Origin of the sequence: Streptomyces reniochalinae, from assembly GCF_003323735.1 — a bacterium.
In the GTDB taxonomy this organism is placed as follows: domain Bacteria; phylum Actinomycetota; class Actinomycetes; order Streptomycetales; family Streptomycetaceae; genus Streptomyces; species Streptomyces reniochalinae.
On sequence record NZ_QOIM01000036.1, the window covers coordinates 285,710 to 309,056 of the forward strand.

Below are 23,347 nucleotides of genomic sequence, written 5' to 3' on the forward strand. Positions count from 1 at the left end.
GAAGCCCGACCCTCCGACATCCCGCGTACCAGGCTCGTCTCGGCGTCGGACAGATCGGTACCGTGTCCCGCACGAGTTCCCCGGTGCCGGCGGGAACCACGGGGTGTACATCAGTGCTGGGCGGTCTCGTCGGGCCAGGGCAGCCAGCGGCCACTCCTGCCGACGGTTCCGAGCTGCTGGTCGGCGAAGTGCACCCCGAAGCCGAGCACACCGTCCCGTGCGAGGTGCTCCACCAGGCGACGCCGTGAACGCTCGGCCTCCTTCCGGTCGTTGTCGAGCAGCACCTCCCAGTCCGGGTGCTCCGCCTGGACCGGTGAGTGCATGGCATCACCGAAAGCCACCACCTGTCGGCCGTCGCCGGTCTCGAGGAGCCACGCGGTGTGCCCCGGGGTGTGCCCGGACAGGGACCAGGCGCGGACGCCGTCGGCGATCTCTGCCCCGTCGGGTACGACGACCGCGCGTTCGCTCTGGCCGGCCAGGACCGGCCCGGCCTCGGTCGGGACGCTCTCCAGCTCGCCCTCCCCGACCATCCACCGTGCCTTCGTGAACAAACCGCGCGGGTCTTCGCACGCCTCGGGCCGTGCCCATCCGGTGTGGTCACCGTGGAAGTGCGTGAAGGCGACCATCTCCAGCTCGCCCGGGGCCACACCGAGGGCCGCCAGCGATCCGGGCAGGTCCCGCACGTGGCTGAAGGCGTGCTGGAAGTGTTCCACCTCGCCCGAGATGCGGCCGTGTCCTGCGTCGATGAGCAGGCGCGTGGCGCCCCTCTCCACGAGCAGCGCTCCGCAGCCCACGGACAGATGGCCTGCGTGGGTCATGTGCGCCTGGTGGCCGCTCCACTCCTCCGCCGCGACTGACGGGTAGACCCGGCCCGGGATCATCGCGACGCCCGAGTCGGGAACGTAACTCAGGGTGAGTTCGCCCAGGGTGCGGGTCCACAGCTCGGGCAGCCGGGACCCGGAGTCGTCGCTGTCTTGATGGCTGTCGGTCGTCGTGGTGCGCTCTGCCTTGGGCGTCACGAGGTCGTGCCTTTCGTGAGAGTCTGCCGGGGGAGTGGGGTCGGAGGGAGCACGCTCACGGGGCGATCACTCGGACCGGTGCGCCGGCGGCGTACGCGAGGACCGCTTCGAGCGCGTCGGTGTAGAAGACGCCGTAGGCATCCGCGGTGACGTAGCCCAGGTGCGGAGTGAGGACCGTGCGCGGTGCGTCGCGCCACGGTGAGTCGGCAGGGAGGGGCTCGGTGGAGTACACGTCCAGTCCGGCTCCGCCGATCCTGCCGGCGCGCAGCGCGTCGAGGAGCGCCTCTTCGTCGACGAGGGGACCGCGGGAGGTGTTGACCAGCAGCGCGTCCGGTCGCATGAGGGCGAGTTCGTCGCGGCCCAGAAGCCCGGTGGTGCGCTCCGAGAGCTTGAGGTGGAGCGTCACCACGTCGGAGGTGGTCAGCAGCTCCCGTTCGCCGACCGGGGTGACGCCGAGAGCGCGGGCGTGCTCGGGGTCGAGGTGGGCGCTCCAGGCGACGACGTCCATGCCGAAGGCGAGCCCCACCCGGGCCACGCGTGCCCCGACACCGCCGAGCCCGATGACACCGAGGCGCGCCCCCTCCAGCCCGCGACCGATGGTCCGCTGCCAGCCGCCCTCGCGGACGCCGCGGTCCTCGGCGAGGACGGAACGGGCCAGGGCGTGGATGAGGCCCCAGGTGAGTTCGGCCGTCGACGCCAGTCCCGCCCCCCGCGTGCCCGACACCACGATGCCGCGCTGCTGCGCGGCGGCCACGTCGATGGCCGCGTTGAGCGGCCCCGTCGTCACGAGCAGGCGCAGGTTCGGCAGACTGCCGGTGACCGCGGCAGGAAAGGGGGTGCGTTCACGCATGGCCACGACGACGTCGAACGGCTGGAGGGCGGCGGCCACGTCCTCGGTGCCGCCCAGCGGCTCGGTGAACACCGTGACGCGCGCGTCGTTCGGCAGCGCGCTCCAGTCGGCGTACTGGTGCGCGACCTCCTGGTAGTCGTCGAGGATCGCTACGCGGCGGATCTCAGGCACAACCGACCTCCTTCACTGTGGGAACGGCTCACGCGCGCCGTAGGGCATGCAGAGCGTGCGGGGAACGCGTACCCGCGGTTCTCGGGGTCAGTGTCCGTCGGCCGACCAGCGTCATGCCGACAGCGGACAGGGCCATCCGGCTGCGCACCAGCCCCTCGGCTCGCACCAGGGCCACAGCGGCCGTACGCCGCCGCTTGCGCTCGACGTTCACGCCAGGGCTCGGTAGTCAGATGAGGGGTCGGCCAGTTCGGGGTGTTCCCCCACGTACCGATCGCCATGGATCGCCACCATGGCCCGGTGCCATGCCTCATCGTGGAAAATGAGCCCGCGACACGGGGCGTCCTGCGGCTCGTACGGGGATCGCTCCAGGGCGGCTTCCCGGGCTTCCGCCGACGTCAACCCAGCATGATGCCGCATCACCCACGCGTAGCCGCGCCGCTCAGACCGCAGACAGCCGAGGTACTCCGCCTCACTCCACACCACGGCTCAACGCCAGTCGCCTCACCAGAGGAGACAAGCCGCGAGCTCTCAGTCGCCGGTCGTGCCGTCGAGCATCTCGCGCAGGATGTCCAGGTGGCCGTTGTGGCGGGCCGTCTCCTCTGCGAGGCGCAGAAGGATCCAACGCAGGTCGACGTGGAGGCCGTCGCGGATGGTTCCCTCTCGGTCATGGGGGCCTGGTCTTCCTCACCGGGCAAGACCACCTGAAACCCGTAGTACTCGACCCAGCGGAGGTGGTGGATGACGCCGCTCACGGTCATCAGCGGTGCCCGGCCAGAGCGCCGTGCGGGCGTTCTCACACGCAACCCGGGCGGAGGAGACAGCGCGGAGTTTCCGGTCGCCGGCCCCGACGACCTCGCCGAGCAGACCCGTCGGGGCTCACCTGCCGTCAGGCGTCACCCGAGTGTTCCGCGGCCGCCGGCCGGGCCGAACCTTCCGCCCCGGCCGGTCGACCGCGCGGGCCTCAGATGATGGGGCTCGTGTAGACCTTCGTGGACGACTGGCTGCCGATGAAGGGCTTGTTGGCGGCCCACAGATCGGCCCACTGGTATTCCGGCACGTCGAAGCTGCACTTCACCCAGCCGCCGGCAGCGCCACGGACGTTGAAGCACTCGCGGCCCCAGTTCGCCGGAAGACGCGACTTGAGCGTTCCCGCGACGGAGTCTCCGTTCGCCTTGGTGTCCTTGACGTAGACAGCGTCTCCGTTCGCGACAAAACACGCCTTGGCACCGGACGTCGACACGCACGGAACGCCGGACGGAGGCGCGCCACTGGGGGCTCCGGTCGTGGCGGCTGCCGCGGTCGCCGTCCCGGCGGTGATGAGAACCGCCGCGGGAACCGCGATCAGTGCGCGCCCAAGTCTGTTCATGTGCTCTCCCGTTGTGAGAATTTCTCGTGCCGAGTCGGCTTGGGACATTGAACATCACGCGGTGGGTGCGACCCCCGCGACCCCCGGGGTGCGCATCGCCCGAGTCGTGGGGAGGTGTCGGGCGTCGAGTGGCCCCGCCAGGACCTGCCAAGTCAGGACACATCCCCCTTCGGAAGTTCTTGCCGAGTCATGGCGTATCGAGATCATCCACGGGTCTCTACTGCATAACGAAACGCGGTGGATCGCAGACGTGATGCTGCAAACGAACCTCCGTGCGGAGTGGGGCCGGAGGGTCACATATGAGGCAAACCCATAGCGCCAAGACCGGCTCTCCCCGCATACCAGGCAAAATAGACGTCTCTTTACCTTGTGGTCCGGTGTGCGGCCGCAGGCTGACGTGGTTCCCGATCCTGTTACGGTCCATAGCAGTTTGCGCGCTCAAAGAAGCCGCTTTTCTGCTGACGTCTCGGTAGCGACGACGAGGCTGCCGGGCCGGAGCTTCCCGTGCCGCGTAGGGCGCGGGCGGTCCGCGAGACGCCGGGCGCGAAGCCGGGGGTGTGCGGAGGGGACCGGGCTCCACGATTCGAAGGAGGTGACGTGTGGACGGAACGGAGACAGCACAGTTCGGCGCCTTGGCCGTGGTGGGCCTGTTGGTCCTCTTCTACGGAGGAACCTTCCTGATCTCGACACGCATCGGTAAGAAGGACGAAAACGCCGACGGCTACATGACCGGCGGCAACAACATCGGCTTCGGGATCTCTGCTGCCAGCATGACGGCAACCTGGATCTGGGCCTCGTCGATGTACGCATCCGCGACCTCGGGCTACACCTACGGCATCTCGGGGCCCATCCACTACGGGCTCTGGGGCGCGCTGATGATCCTGTTCATCTACCCCTTCGGGAAGCGCATCCGCGCCGTGGCTCCGAGGGCTCACACGCTCGCCGAGGTCATGTTCGCCCGGCACGGCCGCTCGAGTCAGCTGATGCTCGCAGGATCCAACATCGTCGGCAGCCTGATCAGCCTGATGTCCAATTTCATCGCCGGCGGTGTGCTGATCTCCCTGCTGTCGCCGTTCACCTTCACACAGGGGGTCTTCGCGGTCGCCGCCGGCGTTTTGCTGTACACCTTGTGGTCCGGGTTCCGCGCCTCCGTGCTGACCGACTTCGTCCAGGTCGTCGCGATGCTGGGCGCGGTCGCCGTGATCGTCCCGTTCATCTTCTTCGCGGCGGACTTCCCCGCGGCGTTCGAGAGCGGTGCGCACCACCTCACCGCGCAGCAGGGCAACTTCTTCTCCAGCGAGGCGTTCATGCAGCAGGGCGCCCCGTACATCGCCGCGGTACTGGCGTACGCCATCGGGAACCAGACCATCGCCCAGCGGCTTTTCGCGGTGAAGGAAAGCCTGATCAAGCCGACGTTCATCACCGCGACCGTCGGCTACGGCGCCATGGTCATCGGCGTCGGTATGCTCGGCGTGCTCGCCCTCTATCTGGGGTTCGAGCCCACCGGCGGCGACCTGAACAACCTGATTCCCGAGATGGCCGCCGAGTACCTGCCGCCCGTGCTGCTGGCGTTCTTCTTCATCATGATCGTCGGGGCTCTGTCCTCCACGGCGGATTCCGACCTCGCGGCTCTCTCCTCGATCGTGATGGCCGACGTCTACGGCCAGAACATGACCGGCAAGGAGAAGGCCAACCCCAAGACGATGCTGTTGATCGGGCGTCTCACCATGGTGGTGGCGACCGCGGCCGCGGTCGCCTTCGCCAGCCTGCAACTGAGCATCCTCGACCTGCTGGTGTTCGTCGGCGCGCTGTGGGGAGCCCTCGTCTTCCCCGTCCTGGCCAGCTTCTACTGGGAGAAGGTCACCAACAAGGCGTTCACCACCTCGGTGCTCGTCGCGCTCGCGGTGTTCCTGCCGGTCCGCTTCGGCTGGATCCCCGTCGACGGCGTCTTCGGCGTCGCGGTGGACGTCCTGTCCGTCGCCGGTATCGGTGTCGTACTCGGACTGATGGCGTTCGGCTTCTTCGGCCTCAAACCCGCCAAGGTCATCGCGGTGGTGGCGGTCGTGGCCTCGGCACCGTTCGCCATCGGCTCCCTGCACGAGTACGCCACGCTGTGCGGCTCCCTCGTCGCCTACTCGGTTTCCACCCTCGTCTGCTGGGCCATGTCCGCGCGGCGGGACGAGCATTTCGACTTCGCCGTCATCGCCGAGCGCACCGGAGACTTCGACGACGGGGCCGCGGCGGCGGCCGCTGAATCGGTTGGGGCCGGCACAGGGCCGGAAAGCGGCGTCCCGCACCGGTCCGGGGACTCCGACGGCGGACGTGAGCCCGCCGGAAGCGCGAAGTGACAACGGAAGGAGACACCATGAGTACGCTCGCGTTGAGCGTGTACATCCTGATGTGGCCCGCCATCGTGGCTGTCGTGCTGGTCGTCATCAGCAGCGGGTTCTTCCGCGAGTGGGCGGAGGCCCGCCGCAACGGCCGACGCATGATCTGAGCCCGCCGCGGACGCGCTGCTCGGCCCCCACGAACTCCGCGGCCAGGCGTGTCGCGTTGTCGGCGCCGCCGCTGATGACGAGCACCCGCAGCCCGCGGCCCGACCCCACGGAGGCGAACAGGCTCCGTGGGGTCGAGCATCTCGCCCAGAACGTCAGCGGTCAGCGGCCAGCAGCGAGCAGGCCGGGAGCGGGTCGGTTTCGTCGATGATCTCGTTGTCGCTCACGTACCCCTCCTTGCCGTTGTCGGCGGTCGTGTAGAGGTAACGCGTGGGATGTGGCCCGCCGTGGTTGGCTCCGGTGTCGTAGTTGCACTCGAACCAACTGGGGTTCGAGTCGATGTAGCCGACCACCTTGGAGCCCGTGTTCGGGTGCGAGTACACGAACGCCCCGACCCGGTTGTGGCACCAGTAGCGCAGACGTCCGTCGTTGTCCCGCCAGCACTTGCCGGCCTGAGTCTCCACGTGCGCCGAGTCCACCGACGGTGCGGCGCTTGCGGGTGCGATGGCGCCGACGAGGGTGGCGCCGCCGAATGCGATACCCACAGCGGTCATCTGCATCGCCGCTCCCAAGCGGGTGCTTTTCCTGAACAGCATGGCCTTCCCCCTACTGGTGAGTGTGTTGAAGTGGTCTTCTGTTGCTGCCTGGCGGACAGCGTTCCGGCCCTTTCCACTGTGTGACGTGGGAGCGCTGCACCGCTCCCACGTCACACACCACCGCCCGGCCCGCCCCCGATCTCGTCCGGTGGCGCGAGAGTGCTCGCACCCGATGCGCCGCCGTTGTCGTCCGGGCTGGTGGTGTGGGCGTGGCCGCCGCGGGGATGTGCCGCGGCAGCCTCGGTGGTGAGTTAGAGGGCGGCTCCAGCGAGCACGGCTACCGCGACCCCTGTCGCCGGTTTCCTTCCGCACATAAGGGCCCCCTTTGCTCCGTCACCGGTGCGTCCACGCCCCCATACTTGTCCGGGCAGCGTGGAGTCGGGTAGGTGTTTCGGGCACGTCCGAAAACGCCACGCTCCACTGGACGCCTCACGGTGGCTCAGGTGGTGAGCCCGCTGGAGAGACGATCAGGTGATTCGCGGCTGGTCAGTCGCGCCACCGGTGGCCACCGGCGGCGTCACCGCGGAGGCGGCGCACGGCCTCGGTGAGGGTGGGCGAGTCTTCAGAAGGCTGTTCCCGGGCTCGGCGGGAGGCGGCGTCCGGGGTGGGGCCGACGGGCTGGGAAGAGTGTCCGCGCCCGTCGGCGGACGGGGCGAAGGGGAGCCCGGTGGCGAGGGCGCGGGCGCCCAGGGTGACGGTCTCGCCGAGCGTACCGAGGCCGATGGAGAGCATGACGGGGCGGGTGTCCTCGTGCATGCCCAGAAGCGGCCGGTGAGGGTTGGGGGCCCCGCCTGCGGCCAGGGAGGCGAGCCAGATGCCGAGCGTGCGCAGGGTGTAGCGCCGGTGCAGGTCCCCGTGCCGGGGTTCCGGGGTGGTGCTCGTGCTGCGCCAGGCGCCGAGGCCGCCACGCCCCTTGAGCACGAACCGGCCCTCGGGGTACTGGAGGAGCACTCCATGGTCGGTCGCCGTGAACAGCGCGTCCGCCCGCAGCCTGGGGCGTATGTCGTCGAGGGCATCCACCTGGCGGCTCCGGTACCTCGTCGCGGGCACCGGCCCCTTCTCGCGGGCCGGAGCGTGCATGGTCGAACGGAAGAGTGATCAGGGACGGTACCCGGTCCCCGGCACGGTGTCAGCGGAGAACGAAAAGCCGTACGCACGCGATCGGGGAGGCGGGTGTGCGGCTTCCCCGCTGTCTCCCTCGTCACCTTTTCTCGGACCTTCGGCCAGGCAAAGCGCCCATGCAGGGCCCTGACACGGAGAGCGAGGAAGTGCGGCACTTCGCCGAGGCGGCGGGCCTCACTCCGCTGGCTGACAGACGCAACTCGCTGACCTGCTCAAACGCGGCGAGCAGCGCCGTCGTGCAAGGGTCTGGCGCAGACTGGTGGCATGGGCAACCTCAGTGCGCCGGAGGCGCTCTCGCAGCGTTTCGCCCCCCGGCCCGAGAGCGTGACGCAGGCTCGGCGCTTCGTGAGGACCGCGTTGTCAGGCGTCGCGCCGGACATGCTCGCGACCGCTGAGCTGCTCGTCAGTGAGCTGATGACCAATGCGGTACTGCACGCGCGCACCGAGGCGGAGGTCTCGGCATGGTCCCTCGGGCGAACGGTCCACGTGCAGGTCAGCGACCACCGGCCCTCCCGGGGGGTGGTGTCACCTGACCGTCACCCGTACGCCAGCGTGGGGCTCGGGCTGACCCTCGTCGAGGAACTCGCCTCGTGTTACGGAGTCCGCGTCGGCGACGGGCAGAAGACGGTGTGGTGTGAGCTGTGGCCCGAGGGGACGTCACCGCCGCCCTCCGGGTGGGGGCATACCCTGCCCCCCGACCAGCCCGGTGTCACGATCACGTTGGTGGATCTGCCGGACGCCCTCTACGTGACCTCCCTACAGCATCGTCACGCGCTGCTGCGCGAGCTCACCCTCGCCGCGTTCGCCGGAGATCCGGTCGGTGTACGGCCCGAGGAACTGGCCACTGCCCACGACATGAGCAACGTCGTCAGCGCCCGGGTGACGGCCGCGTTGGAGGAGCAGCGTTCCGCCGCGGGAGTCCGGTCCTTGCAGGTGACGATCCCGGCGGACGCCACCCCGGCGCTGTTCGCGGCGCGCCGGACGCTGGACCTGGGTGAGGAGGCCGCCGGCCACGAACGCCTCCTGACCTTGCCGTCTCTGCCGCAGAACCGCGTCTTCCGGCAGTGGCTCTTCGACCAGATCACCGGTCAGATCTCGGGCAAAGACCCCACCGCCTGGACGGAAGTCTCCCGCGGGCCGAGCGCGAGCCTCTCGGAGCTGGCGCCGTGGGACGCCGACCAGGTGCAGACCAGCAGGACCCCGACCGTCGCCGCCGACGACACGCACCGGATCATCGCCGCGAACGACCCGGCGGGCCACCTGCTCGGCTGGCAGGCGAACGAACTCGTCGGGCAGTGGCTCACCGCGCTCATCCCGGAGCACCTGCGGGAACGTCACAGGTCAGCGTTCAGCTCCCTCCTGCTTACCGGTGAGCCGAGGATCCTTGGCCGCTCCGTTCCACTGCCGGCACTGCACCGCGATGGCCGGCTGGTCCCCATCCGCCTGGTCATCCAGCCGCAGCAGACAGCCGATGGCCGCACCGTCTTCGTCGCCCAGCTCTCCCCGAGATCCACGGAGGCCACAACCTCGTCGCAGGGTCCGCGAACCGGTCTCCGCGTGCCGCAGCCGGAGGAGGACGAGTCGCCCTCGCCGACCGGCCCGGGCCCGGTGCCGGGGCCGAGCGCTCGAGAGCCGGACGTGTCGGCACTCGAACGTCTGTCGCTGCTGGCGGACACCGGCAGTGCCCTGGGCAGCGCCTCCGTGCTGAGCGAGGGGTTGCGGCAGGTGTGCCACATCCTCTCCGGGCGGCTGGCTGACTGGTGTGTGGTGGATCTGCTGGAGAAAGACGGCTGCGTCAGCAGGGCCTGCGTCACTCATCGGGATCCCGGCCGAGTACCTTCCGACCTGCGCGCGGGGCAACTGCCTCCGCTGTCCGAGGCGGCACGGGGTCCGCTGGCGCGGGTGCTGCGCGGTGCGGGCTCGCTGCTGCTGAGGGAGATCCCTGCCTCGCGGCAGGCCCAGAGCAGGCTGGACGCCCACCACCTGGAGGTCTTCGAGCAACTGGGGGGAAGCAGCGCCCTGATCGCACCTTTGCAGGCTCGCCGGGACATCCTGGGAGCCCTGACACTGGCACGTGAGGACGCCACGAGGCCGTTCACCGAGGACGACCTCTCCCTCGTGGACGACCTCGTGGGCGGCCTGGCGCTGGGTGTGGACAACACCCGCCTGTACCAGGAGACACGGGACATCGCCGAACGTCTCCAGCACTCCCTGCTCCCCGCGCTGCCGGACGTCGGACACCTTCAGATGGCCGCGCGCTACGCGCCCTCGTCCACCACCGCGCAGGTCGGCGGGGACTGGTACGACAGCTTCATCGTCCCCAACGGCGCGACGGCGATGGTCATCGGCGATGTCGCCGGGCACGACCTCGAGGCGGCGGTCGCCATGAGTCAGCTTCGCAACATGCTCCGCGGTATCGCCGTCGACCGCCAAGAGCCTCCCGAATCCGTACTGCGCCGGCTCGACAGGGCCAATCACAGCCTGAACCAGGAGGTCACCGCCACGTGCGTCTACGGACTCGTCAAAGGCCCGGAGACCGGCCCCTGGTACCTGGAACACTCATCCGCGGGACATCCGCCACCGCTGCTGACCACCGCTGAGGGCGCCACCCGTTTCCTCGGGGAGGACTCGGGCCTGCTTCTCGGTATGGATCCCGACCCGCCCAGGCCCCGAGCCAGGAACCCGCTCCCCGCCCACTCCACCGTGCTGCTGTACACCGACGGACTCATCGAACGGCGGGGCGAGTCTTTCGGTGGAGCCATGGATCTTCTGAGCCGGCACACCGCCGCACTGGCACGCGAGCCTCTTGACGTGTTCTGCGACGAACTGCTCATCGGACTGGGCGCCGACAACGCCGACGACATCGCCCTTCTGGCTCTTAGGCCCACACCGCTGCGCTGAGAGCTGCCGGCGTGGACCCGGCATACGGGCGTGCCGGGCCAGGCGTCGGGCGGGGGCCGCCGGTGGAGTGCCGGGCCGGCGCCGTGACGCGTCGCTCACGACGACGGAGCCGATGCCCGTTGACACCGTCGAGGGCGAACCGGCTCATCGGCCGAATCCGTCCCATCGCCGGTCGGGGCGCTCGCGCGTCGGCGCGTTCACCTGAACGGACCAATCGAGGCGGTTCACCCGGCGGTGCGGGTGGCACACGTTGTCGCCGGGGTGGCATCTGGCCGGTTCGAGTCGGGCCACCTGCGTGGGGACTCACCGCCCCGGCCGTGACAACGAGCTCGTGTTCTCCCACCGGCCGCACCTCACCCGGCGGCCGGACCGTCCTGCCCGGCACCCCGCGCCGCCGGCACAAGCTGCGTCGCATTCTCCGCCGTCGGACGATGACGTCAGCGCGACACCGGGACGGGAGGAGCGTCGATGGTCCGGGAGCGGCCCGAGGACGAGTCGGAAGCGGTCAGGCAAGTAGAGGCGCTCAATGACATGTCCACTGCGGAACGTATCCGCCGCTTGCCGCCGACAGCCGACCCCCGGCCTCCGCAACGTCCCGCACACGCCCGCACCGCCCCCCGTCGCCGGGATGCCGGCCTGCTGGAAGCCGGCTACGGCATGTCCCGGGCCACCTCGATGCACCACGTGCTGCATCTGGCCTCCCAGCTGCACGACGAGGGTTTTCCCCTCGACGGCCAGATGGTCTTCAGCGTCACCGAGGACGCGCTGTACTCCATGGGCCAGCACAACATGCCGCTGACCGCGGGCGAACCCTTCCAGGTGCGGCTCGACTCCGCGTCCCCGGCAGCCGAAGCAGCCCGCACCACCGGACCCGTCTATCTGGCCTCGCCGGACGAGTACGCTGCTCGCTTTCCCGCCACCTACCAGCTCGCGGTCCGTGCCGGACACGAGGCGTGGGCCTCCCTGCCCCTGACCGTCAGGGGAGAGCTGGTCGGTGTGTGGCTCGCCGCCTTCAGCGAACCTGTCGCTTTCACCTCCGACGAGCAGGACCTGCTCACTCTGACCGCGGAACTGCTCACTGCGGCCGTGGAGGACATGCAGGCCACTGCCGCCGAACACACCCTCTCCCAACGCCTCCGGCACAGCATGGACCAGTCCGTCGCCCCGCGGGGCATGACCGTGGCCGCCCGGTACCTCCCCACCGGCGGCGGTCTCCTGGTGGGCGGTGACTGGTACGACTGCATCCGGCTGCACAACGGCCACCTCGCGCTGGTCATCGGCGACGTCGAAGGCAGCGACGTACACGCCGCCGGCGTCATGTCCCAACTGCGCACCGCCGTGCACGCCTACGCCCTCGAAGGTCACGGGCCCGACTCCGTCCTGACCCGCGCCTCCCGCTTCCTCAGCAGCCAGAACAGCGAGCGGTTCGCCACCTGCCTCTACGTCGAAGCCGACCCGGACAGCGGAGAGCTCCACCTCGCCCGCGCCGGCCACCCCCACCCGGTCCTACGCCTGCCGGACGGCACCTGCCTGCTCAAACACATCCCCGGCGGCCTGCCGCTGGGGCTCATGTCCGAGGCCGACGACTACCCCGTCACCACACTCGCTCTGGCCCCCGACGAGATCCTCATGCTGTGCACCGACGGATTGATCGAATCCGGCGGGCACGACATGTACACCGGCTGGGTGCGCCTCCGCGACGTGCTGTCTCCCGCACCGGCCGGCGATCTGGAGGGAATGGCCGAACGTCTGCTCCGCGTCGTGACCGATTCCCTGCCCGCACACACCGGCAGGCGAAGAGAGACACGTGCCGACGACATGGCCCTGCTGCTCGTGCGCCGCGACCCGGCCGACCACACGAAGCAACCCACGCTCCGTCACCTAGCCCTGACCATCACGCAGGAACGCGCCGACGAAGTCGCGATGGCGCGCCAGGAGATCAGCGGGCTCCTGCACGACTGGACGGACCGCGACCAAGTGGACAGCGCCGCCCTGCTCACCACGGAACTCATCGGCAACGTCATGGTCCACACCGACGCGCCGGCCAGCATCCATGCCGCCCTCACCTCGCACCACAGACTGTATGTGGAGGTCACCGACGGTGGCGATTACATGCCGCACCAACTCACCCCCAGCGAACTGGCGCCCGGCGGGCGGGGGCTGATGCTGCTGGACGCGCTCGCCGCTCAGTGGGGCGTGCGTCCTGAAGCAGTAGGCAAGACGGTCTGGTTCGTCATGTGCGACACCGAGAACGTTACTTCGTGACCGCGCGATCGGCCGAGCCGGGCGTTCGCCGAGGGAGACTACGGCGGGTGCCCGCCCCATGACGAGCAACCGCGACCCCACCGGCTCGGGGCCGCAGGCGGGCCGCCGTCCGGGCGGCTGTCACGGCTCGCTGCGGAACGGGGTGGGAGAGGGCGGGACGCGGGCCAGCGGCGACCGGCACCGCGCCGACAACGACCGTCCCGGCCCCGACGCGCTCCGGTGCCGTCAGGTCGCTGACGGGGTCGCCGTGGGAGCGGTCATGCGCAGGTTCTTATCCCCACCGGGTGAGTACCGTCAGCCGCACCCGCCACCTTCTTCGCACGCTCCGCCGCTGGACGCTCCTGCCCCCCGACGACGGGCACGCAGCTTCGAGCGCTCCAGTACGGCCGGTTCCGCGCTCTCCCCTCCTGACGCCGCGCGCAGCAGACGTGGTGCTGACGACGGCCGCCCTGTTGCTGTCGTTGTGGGACAGTGCAAACAACCCGTTCCTGGGTCCTGGCCGCTCCCTGGGCGAACCTGCTGCTGGGCGCGGCGGTCACGTTGCTGTTGCTGGTGCGGCGCCGGGCTCCGGAGTTGGTGCTCGCTGTGGGGTTGATTGCCAAGTTCTTCCAGGTTTCGTTTTTCGTTGTGCCTCTCGCCTACTACGCGGAGGGTGCTTTCCGTGGTCCGCACAGCCGCAAAACCGTCTGGGCGTGGGCAGCCGTAGGCCTGGTGGCCCTCGCCCCCTGGGACGCGGAGAGATGGTCGAGTACGCGGACGGTGGTGACCTGGTTCACGGTGAACTTCGTCCTGACTTGCCTGGTGCCGCTGCTGCTGGGGCTGTATGTGGGGCAACGGCGCGCCGTGGTCGCCGGCCTCGTCGAGCGGGCGGAGCGCGCGGAGCGGGAACAGCGGCTCGTCGCTGAGGCTGCCAGGGCGCAGGAACGCCGGCGCATCGCGGGGGAGATGCACGACATCGTCTCCCACCAGGTGAGTCTGATCGTCGTGCACGCCAACGCGCTCAGTGCCGTCTCCCACGACCCCGAGGTGGCGCATGAGACCGCCGGGATCATCCAGACGGCCGGGCGGCGCGCGCTCACCGAGCTCCGCGAGATGCTCGGGGTGCTCAGGAACGGCCCGGCCTCCGCCGCGACCGAAGCGGCACCAGCGGGGAGCGACCCTGCGCAGAGTGAGGCGGAAGCCGCGGCACACGCCCGGACCGCACCTTCCGAACAGTGGCGCGCGCCCGGTGCGATCGTCGACCGGATCACCGAACTGACCGACAGCTCACGGAACGCCGGGCTGCCGGTCGCCCTGTGTATCGAGGGTGCGCCGCAGGCGTTGGCGGAACCGGTGGCTCGGGCCGTGCACCGAGTCGTACAGGAGGCGTTGACCAACGTCCACAAGCACGCCCCGGGTGCCACCACGCAGGTCCGTCTCGCGTTCACTCCGGAGTCCGTGCGGGTGCGTGTCGTCAACGGACTGCCCGAGCGGCCGGCCGGGCCGGCCGGCGGGGCGTTGCTGCCCAGCGGGGGACATGGCCTGATCGGCCTCTCGGAGCGGGTACAGCTGGCCGGCGGCACCATCGAGTCCGGGCCGACCGGCGAGGGCGGCTTCCTCATCGAGGCCGCGCTGCCCACGGCAGCCGTGATGGCGCCCGCGGCTTGAGGTGCACCGCGTCCGCCGCGAGCACGGCTGCCTTCCAGCCGTCGAGTAAGGGCCCCGCCCCGGTCGTACCGGGGCGGGGCTCCTGCGACAAGACCAGCTCTTCGACCGCCTCGTGTACTCACGCCGGGGTGCGGCCCATGCGCCGCCTCACGCCGGCGCGAGGATGTCGAACTCGTTGCCTTCCGGGTCGACGAGGCATGTCCACGGCACGTCGTCGCCCTGGCCGAGGTCGATGTCGGCGGCGCCGAGGGCCCGTACCCGGGCCACCTCGACCGCGCGGTCCCCGCCGGGGTAGGGCCGCAGGTCGAGGTGGACCCGGTTCTTCACGGTCTTGACGTCAGGCGTGCGAACGAGTCTGAGGTAGGGGCCGACACCCTGGCCCGAGCGCAGCACCGCGTGGTCGTCGGTGACCTCGTGCAGGGTCCAGTCCATCGCCTGGTCCCAGAACCGGGCCATGGCCCGCGGGTCCATGCAGTCGGCCACGATCGCGGCGATCGGCCCGGTGTCCCGGTAGTCCTCCCGAGGCTCTGCCACGCAGAACTCGTTGCCGTCCGGGTCCGCGAGAACCGTCCACGGAACGTCGCCCTGTCCCACGTCGGCGGGTGTCGCGCCGAGGTCCTGGAGGCGTGCGACGAGTTCCGCGTGATGGGCCGGGGACGTGGTGGCGAGGTCGAGGTGCACACGGTTCTTCACCGTCTTGGGTTCCGGGACGGTGATGACGTCGATGTAGACGACAGCGGGGTCGGGGTAGGCGAGTCCCTCGGGTTCGAGGTTGGTCACCACGCCGGGTACCTCGACGGAGGAGCCCCAGCCGAGTGCCTCCGCCCAGAACCGGCCGAGCGCGGAGTCATCCTGAGCGTTCATCGCGATCTGCACAAGCCGCAAGGTCATGCCCGTGATCCTACGTACGGTGCCGCGCAGGCGGCACACGCATGTACCGTCGCCCGGGACCCGGCCGTGGACCCTCAGCGGCAGCACCGCGCCCACGCACTCCGCCCGCACCGTAGCGCCACACACCGCGCTCGTGGCGGCGTCGCGGCAGCCTGCGCCGGGCGCCGGCCCACCGCCGGCATACGGGGACGGAAGGTCTCGGACGGACATATTCTTTCCGCCCGGCGGGTGGGACCGCGGCGCTCCTCTTGGAGCACCGCGGTCCCACCCGCCGGGGAGTGGCACAGGCGCAGGCACCCTGCGCCTGTGCCGAAGGCGACACGCACGTGGTGTCCGGCCGGCCGCCCACGCCGCCGGACCCGGCCACGGTGGTTACACCCCGGCGGCCCGGCCGGCCGACTCCTCCATCTGCTTGCGCAGACTCAGCGGACGCATGTCGGTCCACACCTCCTTCACGTAGGTCAGACAGGTGTCCTTCGAACCGGCGACGCCCGTGTCCCGCCAGCCGTTCGGAATGGCGAGGTACTCCGGCCACAGGGAGTACTGCTCTTCGTCGTTGACGAGGACCTTCATCTGCGACTCTGCCATGAGTGTCTCCTACCCCTTGCGGTAGACGGATCAGTTGGCGGACTTCTCGGGGAAGAGCCAGGGGGCCTCCTGGCGGCGGCGCTGCTCGTAGGCGAGGATCTCGTCCCTATGCTTCAGCGACCAGCCGATGTTGTCGAGCCCTTCCAGCAGCGCGCTCTTCTTGAACGGGTCGATCTCGAAGTGGTACACCTCCCCTGCTCCAGCGGTCACGGTCTGCCCGGGGAGGTCGATGTGGAACGTGGCCGGCCCGCCGTCCTGAAGGATTTTGAAGAGCGCGTCCACCTTTGAGGACTCCAGCGTGACCGGGAGGATGCTGCTGTTGAAGCAGTTGTTGTGGAAGATGTCCGCGAAACCCGGGGCGACGACGCACCGGAAGCCGTACTCGCGCAGTGCCCACGGGGCGTGCTCACGGGAGGACCCGCAGCCGAAGTTCTCGCCCGCGACGAGGATGCTCGCCCCCTCGTAGCCCGGCCGGTTGAGGGAGAACTCCGGGTCGGGGGTGCGCCCGTCCTCCAGGTAGCGCCAGTTGGCGAAGAGGTTCTTGCCGAACCCGGAGCGGCGGATCGACTTCAAAAAGCGCGCGGGGATGATGTCGTCGGTGTTCACGTTGGCCCGCGCCAACGGCACGGCGACGCCGGAATGCGTGACGAACTGCTCCACGATAAGCCCCTTCTCTACAGCTCTCGTGCGTCGGCGAAGCGGCCGGCCACCGCCGTGGCGGCCGCGGTGGCGGGGCTCACCAGATGGGTCCGCCCGCCGCGGCCCTGGCGCCCCTCGAAGTTGCGGTTGCTGGTGGAGGCGCACCGCTCGCCGGCCGAGAGCCGGTCGCCGTTCATGGCGATGCACATGCTGCACCCTGCCTCGCGCCACTCGAAGCCGGCCGCGCGGAAGACGTCCGCCAGCCCCTCTTTCTCGGCCTGCCGGCGCACGGTCATCGAACCGGGCACGACGATGGCCCGGACGCCGTCGGCGACCCGCCGTCCGGAGACGTACTGTGCCGCGAGCCGCAGGTCCTCGATCCGCGAGTTGGTGCAGGAGCCGATGAAGACGACGTCGACGCCGACGTCCTGGAGGCGCTGTCCGGGCGTGAGGCCCATGTGCTCCAGGGCGTGCTCGGTCTCCAGACGCGCCACCGGGTCCTCCTCGACGGCCGGGTCCGGCACCGTGCCCGTGACGTCGGTGACCATGCCGGGGTTGGTGCCCCAGGTGACCTGCGGGGCGAGGGCGCCGAGGGTCACCTCGTGCGCGGCGTCGAAGTGGGCGCCGGGGTCGCCGGCGAGCTGCTTCCACTGCTCGGCCGCCCGCTCGAAGAGCTCACCGGTGGGCGCGTACCGCCGTCCGCGCAGGTACTCGATCGTGGCGTCGTCGGGGGCGACCATGCCCGCCCGGGCACCGGCCTCGATCGCCATGTTGCACAACGTCATCCGCCCCTCGACCGACAGGGAGCTGACGAGGGAGCCGCTGAACTCGATGACGTGGTTGGTGCCGACGCCGGTGCCGAGCCGCCCGATCACCGCGAGGGCGACGTCCTTCGCCGTCACGCCGGGCGACAGCTCCCCGCCGATGTTGATGTGCATGGTCTTCGGCTTCTGCTGGAGCAGGCACTGGGTGGCCAGCACGTGCTCGACCTCGCTGGTGCCGATGCCCACGGCGAAGATCCCCAGGGCGCCGTGCGTGGACGTGTGGGAGTCGCCGCACACGACCGTCATGCCGGGCAGCGACAGGCCCAGCTCGGGGCCGATGACGTGGACGATCCCCTGCTCCTCGTCGTTCATGCCCAGGAGCATGATGTCGAAGTCCCGGGCGTTCTCCTCCATCGTCTCGATGCACATGACGCTCTGGTCGTCGACGACATCGACCAGCCTGCGGCCCGGCACCGTGGGCACGTTGTGGTCGATCACCGCGACGACGCTCTCGGGGCGGTGCACCCGAAGGCCGCGCTCCCGCAGGCCGGCGAAGGCCTGGGGCGAGGTCGCCTCGTGGGTGAGGTGCCGATCGATGTACAGCATCGGAATCTCACCGGGTTCGTCACGCACCACGTGCGCGTCCCAGATTTTGTCGAACATGGTTCGTGGCATCGTGCGGCAACTCCCATACGTGGTGCTGTCGTGACGGCGAAGGAGCGCCCGGGCTCCGTGGCGTAGTGCCTATGCCTTGGCCAGGCACTCCTCGAGTTCGTCCGGGGTCAGCTCGCGCCGCAGCTGGTTGGCGAGGGCGAGGGCCTTCTCGATGGTCTCGGCGGACAGCTCCCGGGGGTCGCGTCCGCTGTGCAGGTGGGCGAGCCTGACCGTGCTCTGGCCGCTCCAGGGGCTGACGGTCACCGACTGGGTACCGCCCACGAAGGCCGGGTCGATGGCCGAGTAGACGGTACGGGCCATGTCCACCAGCTGGGCCTCCAGCTCCGGGTTCCCCTCGTTGTGGGCCTTCTCCGCCAGGGCGTGGGCCTTGAGGATGGCGTCGGAGTGGATGCCGGAGGAGGTGTGGCTGAAGCGCTTGCCGAGCACGCCGTGCTCCGCGGTGGGGACGCCCACCATGTCCTGGTAGTACGTGATCAGTTCCAACAGCCGGGGCATCTCCCAGGAGACCGGCAGCCCGGCCTCCTGCTGCATGGCGGCCAGGTTCAGCACGGTCTCCTCGAGGGAGGCGTTGCCGGACCGCTCGCCGACGCCGCGCGCGACCACGTGGATGCGCTTGGCGCCGCCGGCGACCGCCATCATGGCGTTGCCCAGCGCGTTGCCGGTGTCGCGGTGGCCGTGCCAGTCCAGCTGCACGTCCGGTACGCCGAGGGCGTCGAGCTCGTCGCGGACGAAGCGCACGATCCGGTAGGTGCCGAGCGGCCGGATGATGCCGATGGTGTCCGCCAGCACGACGGTGGAGGCGCCGGCCTCGATCTGGGTGCGGACGATGGCGCGCAGGTCCTCGGGGGAGGTCTGAGTGGTGTGCTCGGTCCCCGCGATGACGGGGACGCCCAGCTCCACCGTCTTCCTGATGAACGTGTCGAGGCGGTCCAGGATGAAGTCCAGGTCCCAGCCCTGCACGAGCCGGCGCGAGGGTGCGGTGCCCATGAAGACGACGGACTCCAGGGCCGGGTGGATGGCCTTGCACTCGGCGGTCCACTGGAGCGAGTCCTCCGTGCACATGGAGAGGACCGAGGGGACGACATCCGGCACCTCGTCCTTCATCCGCCGCAGCAGATCCTTCATGATGCCGCTGAGCCGGCCCTTGTCGCCCGGGTAGATGCCGACGGTGGCGTACTTGACGCCGAACCCGTCGAGAAGGTGCAGATACCGCATCATCTCATCGACCGTCGGATATCCGGGTATGCCCTGAAGGCCGTCTCGCAGGCATTCGGAGAGTACCTGCGCGCCGGCGACCTGTTCAGGCGACGGCTCACCGGGGATCTGCGCTGGAAGGGGCGAGAGCGGGTCCTCGTCGCGGTTCCAGTTGAAGTTCACCGGGATGTCAACAGAGTCCATTTTCTTCGTCCTCCCCGTTGATGCGGATCTGGTGCTTTCTCTGCTGCACGATCTCTCCTTCTTGGAAAGGTGATCGCTGCGCTGACTCGACCGGCCGTCATTCCGTCTCGACCGGCAGAATGCCGACCGAGAAGCGCACGTAATCGTCGCTGTAGCCGAAGGTGGAGCCGGGAATTCCGGCCAGTCCGGTCTTCTCCAGAACGGAGAAACAGTCCTCGCCGGGCCTGAGTTTGCTCCAGTTGTAGATGGTCGCGTCGTCGTCGAGGTAAATGCGCTCGAACAGGCCGTGTTCCGCGTCGAACCGTTCCAGCTGTCGGCGCAGACGGGAGCGGCGGAGCCGGTACAGTTCGCGGATCTTCTCAAGCAGGTGCGGATTCTGCCGGAACAGCCTGTGGTAGGCCATGAAGCGCAGCTGCCATTCGCCGGGCAGCGAACCCACGCTGTTCGTCCAGCTGGATCCCATGGCCCGCGCGAAAGCGGCGTCGCCGAACACGACCCAGCCGAACCTCTCGCCGGTCAGCGTGTGCGTCTTGGAGAAGCTGTTCGCATAAATCATCGCGCCGGCCGTCTTCGGTCTCGACGTCAGGGCGCGCATCCGCGCCCGGTCCTCCTCGGGCACCCCGGTGCCGACGTAGGCGAGGTCGGCGATGACGTGCAGGCGCCGGCCCTGTGCGACGAAACGCTCCACCACCTGCTGGAACGCCGAGAGTTCGGCGGGAGAGTAGGCGAACGTGGTCGGGTTGTTCGTCACCGTCAGGTAGATGGCCGTGACGTCCGGGTGCTCTTCGAGGTGGCGTGCCAGCAGCGTGTCGGTCAGCTTGAAGTCGTCCTCCGCCCGGGTCTGCACGGGATGCAGCCGGTAGCCGTACGACGCGCCCTGCAACTCGGGGATGTTGAAACCGGGGGCGGGGAAGAGCATGGCGCCGACGGGCTCGCCGTGGCGCTGGGCGAGGTGCGCGAGGCCGCGGAGCACGTTGTCGATGCAGTCCGTGGCGCCGAGCCCGAGGGCCACCTGCTGGGCGGTCGCCTCCAGGCCCCACTCCCGCATGTCCGCCGCCAGCCAGTCGCGCAGTACCGGGTTGCCGACACCGTGGATGTCGTAGATCCGCGGGTCGTAGCCGACCGCGAGGAGCTGCCGCTCCGCGTCGAGCATCTGGCCCCTGAGCCACCGGTAGCACGTGCCGGACGCCGTGTAGCCGCCGATGTCCTCGCCCGGCAGGGCGATGCCGAGCTCGTCGCCCAGCATCCGGTAGTCGCCGGAGCCGCCCTCCTCGCCCTCGCACTCGGTGATGAGGCGCACGTTCACGTCGCCGATCGTCCGGTTCACTATCTCCAGGCGGGTGGCCGCTGGGTCGAAGCCGCGCTCGGCGCACTCCCGTTGCAGGTCCTCGACGATGCGCGCCATCACGCGGATCGGCGGCTCCGTGCCGCCCTCCTGCCCGCCGCGGTGGCGCTGGAGCAGTTCCACGCGCGCCTTGCGGACAAGCTGCCGCTGCTCGTCGAGGGTGCCCCCGGCCGCGGCTGCGGTGTGCTGTGCGGTCACGGACGTGCCTCCAGCCTGTCCACGATCAGCCGGCCGAACTCCTCGGTGCCGACGACTGTGCACCCCTCCTCGTGGATGTCCGGACTCCGGTAGCCGTCCCTGATCACGTCCTCGACCGTCTTCTCCACGGCCGCGGCCTCCCGCTCCAGGCCCAGCGAGTGGCGCAGCAGGAGGGCGGCGGAGAGCACCGCGCCGACCGGGTTGGCCGCGTCCTGCCCGGCGATGTCGGGGGCCGAGCCGTGCACGGGCTCGTAGAGGCCGAACAGCCCGCCCGCGGTGCGCCGGGTGCCGAGGCTCGCTGACGGGAGCATCCCGATGGAGCCCGTCAGCATGGAGGCCTCGTCGGTGAGGATGTCGCCGAACAGGTTCTCGGTGACGATGACGTCGAACTCCGCCGGGGTCCTGATGAGCCGCATGGCGCAGGCGTCGACCAGCATGTGCTCGTAGGCGACGCCGGGGTGGTCGGCGGCCACCCGGTCCACGACCTGCCGCCACAGCACCGAGGAGCTGAGCACGTTCGCCTTGTCGACCGAGGTGACCTTTCCGCGGCGGCCGGCGGCGACGTCGAAGGCGACCCGCACGACGCGCTCGATCTCCTCCTCGGTGTACAGCAGCGTGTCGACGGCCTCCGTGCGCCCGTCGCGCTGCCGGATCTCGCTCGGCTTGCCGGGGACCGTCTCCATGTGCCCGTAGTAGAGGCCGGCCGACAGCTCCCGTACGAACACCATGTCCGTGCCCTTGAGGCACTCGGGCTTGAGCGACGATGCCGCGTATGACGCCTCGGCGGGGCGTACAGGGCGCAGGTTGGCGAAGAAGCCGAACTCCTTGCGGAGCCGGAAGAGCGCCAGCTCGGGACGGGGCCCGCCGGCGCGGCGTTCCGCAGCAGGCAGGGCGCCGACCGCGCCGAAGAGGAGTGCGTCGCTCTGCGCGCACGTCTGAAAGGTGGCTTCGGAGATCGCCGAGCCCTCCGAGGCGATCGCGTCCAGCCCGACGAGGCCCTCGTGGACGGTGAACGTGTGGCCGTACCGCTTCTCCACGGCACGCAGCACCTTCAGGGCCTGGGCGGTCACCTCGGGGCCGACACCGTCGCCCGGGAGCACCGTGATCGTGGCCTCGCTCATCGGGCCGTCTCCTTCTGCTTGGGGTGGAAGGACAGGAGCCGGTCGACCATGGAGCCGCGCCAGCAGATGAGGTCGTGGCCGCCCATGTACTCGGAGTAGTCCACCTCGTAGCCCTTGGCCCTGAGAACGTCGTGGAAGTTGAGGTGCGCCGTCATCGGGTCGTAGTCGACGATGGCCTCCTCCAGGCTCCCGATCTCCAGGGAGAACCGGACGGGCAGCCGCGGGTGGCGCTCGAACTGCCGGGTCAGCCACTCTGGTTCGAGTTCGGAGTGGTCCTTCTCCGGCCACCAGAAGGAGCCCGACTGGGAAATCACGTTGCCGAACCGCTCCGGCGAGGTGAGCGCGGCGTACGCGGCCGCGAGGCCGCCGAAGCAGGAGCCGCCGACCACGGTCCGCGCCGGGTCGTCGGTGATGTGGTAGTTCTCGTGCACCCACGGCATCAGTTCGCGGTTGAGGAAGTCGACGAAGGGCCGGTGGCAGGGCAGTTCGAGGGCCCGGGTCCGCTGGTCGACGTTGCTGTGCATGACCAGGACGTACGGCGGGATCCGCCCGACGTACACGAGGTTGTCCAGCACCGTCGTGATGTCGGCGAAGTTGTAGTACGCCCAGCCGTCGAAGAGCACGAAGACGTGGTAGGTCTCGCCCGAGGTGTCGTAGCCGGGCGGCGTGTACACGCTGACGTGGTGCTGCGTCCCCAGGATCTCGCTCTCGATCGTCTGCATGCGGGTGGAGCCTTTCGGCACCCCGCGGCGCTTGATGTTCCAGGGCTGCTTCGGGGCGTCGGGCAGTTCGAGCACCGACACCCGCATGCCGCCCTCCTGGCCGAGGATCGTGTGCTCCACGGGGTTGAGCGGATCGGGCCCGTAGGACGGGATGCGCGAGACGACGTCGGCGTAGGACGTGAACGGCCGCAGTGAGTCGTTCACCGAGTACAGGTACGTGGTCCGCAGGTGCGAGGGCAGGAAGTAGGACGCGTACCAGACGTCGGTGGCCGGGATCCGCCGCATACCGAAGTCCCGCGGGTCGGAGCCCTCCGGCACGCTGTAGAAGAACACCAGGACGTTCTCGGTGTCGCCCGGGTCCCGCCACAGGAAGGTGACGAGGGTCTTCGAGGGGTCGTCGGCGACCTGCTCCCTCAGCGGCGACCCCTTTTCCGCCACCTCTTTCCACAGCTCGTCGACGGCCCCGTGGTTCCCCGCCGCCACCGCCTCGGCCACGCGGGAGATGCGGGGACTCACCAGGGATTTCTCCGGAGCGAACATGGGTCGTTTCTCCTTAAGCCGTTGAGGTCGGTCA

General features: G+C 69.7%; 19 protein-coding genes and 1 pseudogene. 5 read left to right on the top strand and 15 right to left on the bottom strand.

The window, feature by feature from the left end:
• Positions 1–110: 110 nt before the first annotated feature.
• From DQ392_RS17485 to DQ392_RS17505, 5 genes and pseudogenes are all read right to left on the bottom strand, one after another.
• Entirely contained in the window at positions 111–1,019 is a 909-nt protein-coding gene (locus DQ392_RS17485; RefSeq protein WP_114016544.1) for an MBL fold metallo-hydrolase, read from the bottom strand.
• A gap of 55 nt (positions 1,020–1,074) precedes the next feature.
• The gene (locus DQ392_RS17490) at positions 1,075–2,040 is read right to left on the bottom strand and encodes a D-2-hydroxyacid dehydrogenase family protein (RefSeq protein WP_220182633.1); all 966 of its coding nucleotides are present in this window, start codon (positions 2,038–2,040) and stop codon (positions 1,075–1,077) included.
• 28 nt (positions 2,041–2,068) lie between these two features.
• The gene (locus DQ392_RS34090) at positions 2,069–2,251 is read right to left on the bottom strand and encodes a hypothetical protein (RefSeq protein ID WP_147266537.1); all 183 of its coding nucleotides are present in this window, start codon (positions 2,249–2,251) and stop codon (positions 2,069–2,071) included.
• 317 nt (positions 2,252–2,568) lie between these two features.
• Positions 2,569–2,904 (bottom strand): annotated as a pseudogene (locus DQ392_RS17500) (mycothiol transferase).
• 97 nt (positions 2,905–3,001) lie between these two features.
• Positions 3,002–3,406 carry a hypothetical protein gene (locus tag DQ392_RS17505; RefSeq protein ID WP_114016546.1) on the bottom strand — a complete coding sequence of 135 codons (405 nt, stop codon included), beginning with the start codon at positions 3,404–3,406 and terminating at the stop codon, positions 3,002–3,004.
• Positions 3,407–4,005: 599 nt separating this feature from the next.
• Between DQ392_RS17505 and DQ392_RS17510 the strand changes: the two genes are divergently transcribed.
• Positions 4,006–5,754 carry a sodium:solute symporter family protein gene (locus DQ392_RS17510; RefSeq protein ID WP_114016547.1) on the top strand — a complete coding sequence of 583 codons (1,749 nt, stop codon included), beginning with the start codon at positions 4,006–4,008 and terminating at the stop codon, positions 5,752–5,754.
• A gap of 17 nt (positions 5,755–5,771) precedes the next feature.
• Positions 5,772–5,903: a putative transporter small subunit gene (locus DQ392_RS34825; protein ID WP_220182634.1), complete on the top strand. Its 132-nt coding sequence runs from the start codon at positions 5,772–5,774 to the stop codon at positions 5,901–5,903.
• A gap of 153 nt (positions 5,904–6,056) precedes the next feature.
• Here DQ392_RS34825 and DQ392_RS17515 read toward each other — a convergent pair whose 3' ends face one another.
• A complete protein-coding gene (locus DQ392_RS17515; RefSeq protein WP_114016548.1) occupies positions 6,057–6,461 on the bottom strand; it encodes a hypothetical protein in 405 nt (134 codons plus the stop codon).
• A 522-nt stretch (positions 6,462–6,983) separates the two neighbouring features.
• The gene (locus DQ392_RS17520; protein WP_181856465.1) at positions 6,984–7,577 is read right to left on the bottom strand and encodes a hypothetical protein; all 594 of its coding nucleotides are present in this window, start codon (positions 7,575–7,577) and stop codon (positions 6,984–6,986) included.
• Positions 7,578–7,883: 306 nt separating this feature from the next.
• Here DQ392_RS17520 and DQ392_RS17525 point away from each other — a divergent pair, with 306 nt between their 5' ends.
• The 3 genes from DQ392_RS17525 to DQ392_RS17535 all read left to right on the top strand — a co-directional run bounded on the left by DQ392_RS17525 (position 7,884) and on the right by DQ392_RS17535 (position 14,432).
• On the top strand, positions 7,884–10,520 hold the full coding sequence (locus tag DQ392_RS17525) for a SpoIIE family protein phosphatase (protein WP_114016550.1): 2,637 nt from the start codon (positions 7,884–7,886) through the stop codon (positions 10,518–10,520).
• A gap of 531 nt (positions 10,521–11,051) precedes the next feature.
• Complete coding sequence (locus tag DQ392_RS17530; protein ID WP_245981592.1) at positions 11,052–12,785, top strand: ATP-binding SpoIIE family protein phosphatase; 1,734 nt, start codon at positions 11,052–11,054, stop codon at positions 12,783–12,785.
• A gap of 471 nt (positions 12,786–13,256) precedes the next feature.
• Positions 13,257–14,432 carry a sensor histidine kinase gene (locus tag DQ392_RS17535; protein ID WP_245981594.1) on the top strand — a complete coding sequence of 392 codons (1,176 nt, stop codon included), beginning with the start codon at positions 13,257–13,259 and terminating at the stop codon, positions 14,430–14,432.
• Positions 14,433–14,579: 147 nt separating this feature from the next.
• On the opposite strand, the gene DQ392_RS17540 is transcribed toward DQ392_RS17535, so the two are convergent.
• The 8 genes from DQ392_RS17540 to fes form a co-directional block, all read right to left on the bottom strand.
• On the bottom strand, positions 14,580–15,323 hold the full coding sequence (locus tag DQ392_RS17540) for a VOC family protein (RefSeq protein ID WP_114016615.1): 744 nt from the start codon (positions 15,321–15,323) through the stop codon (positions 14,580–14,582).
• Positions 15,324–15,695: 372 nt separating this feature from the next.
• Complete coding sequence (locus tag DQ392_RS17545) at positions 15,696–15,911, bottom strand: MbtH family protein (RefSeq protein ID WP_114016551.1); 216 nt, start codon at positions 15,909–15,911, stop codon at positions 15,696–15,698.
• Between the two features lie 30 nt (positions 15,912–15,941).
• Entirely contained in the window at positions 15,942–16,571 is a 630-nt protein-coding gene (gene leuD / locus DQ392_RS17550) for a 3-isopropylmalate dehydratase small subunit (protein ID WP_114016552.1), read from the bottom strand.
• Positions 16,572–16,585: 14 nt separating this feature from the next.
• Positions 16,586–17,989, bottom strand: coding sequence for a 3-isopropylmalate dehydratase large subunit (gene leuC / locus DQ392_RS17555; protein WP_114016553.1), 1,404 nt, complete (start codon positions 17,987–17,989; stop codon positions 16,586–16,588).
• 69 nt (positions 17,990–18,058) lie between these two features.
• The gene (locus DQ392_RS17560) at positions 18,059–19,387 is read right to left on the bottom strand and encodes a hypothetical protein (protein ID WP_114016554.1); all 1,329 of its coding nucleotides are present in this window, start codon (positions 19,385–19,387) and stop codon (positions 18,059–18,061) included.
• A 97-nt stretch (positions 19,388–19,484) separates the two neighbouring features.
• Positions 19,485–20,930, bottom strand: coding sequence for a pyridoxal phosphate-dependent aminotransferase (locus tag DQ392_RS17565; protein WP_114016555.1), 1,446 nt, complete (start codon positions 20,928–20,930; stop codon positions 19,485–19,487).
• Positions 20,927–22,051, bottom strand: coding sequence for a 3-isopropylmalate dehydrogenase (gene leuB / locus DQ392_RS17570; RefSeq protein ID WP_114016556.1), 1,125 nt, complete (start codon positions 22,049–22,051; stop codon positions 20,927–20,929). The genes DQ392_RS17565 and leuB overlap by 4 nt, the downstream gene beginning before the upstream one ends.
• Complete coding sequence (fes, locus tag DQ392_RS17575; RefSeq protein ID WP_114016557.1) at positions 22,048–23,313, bottom strand: enterochelin esterase; 1,266 nt, start codon at positions 23,311–23,313, stop codon at positions 22,048–22,050. Before fes ends, leuB begins: the two co-directional genes overlap by 4 nt.
• Positions 23,314–23,347: the final 34 nt, after the last annotated feature.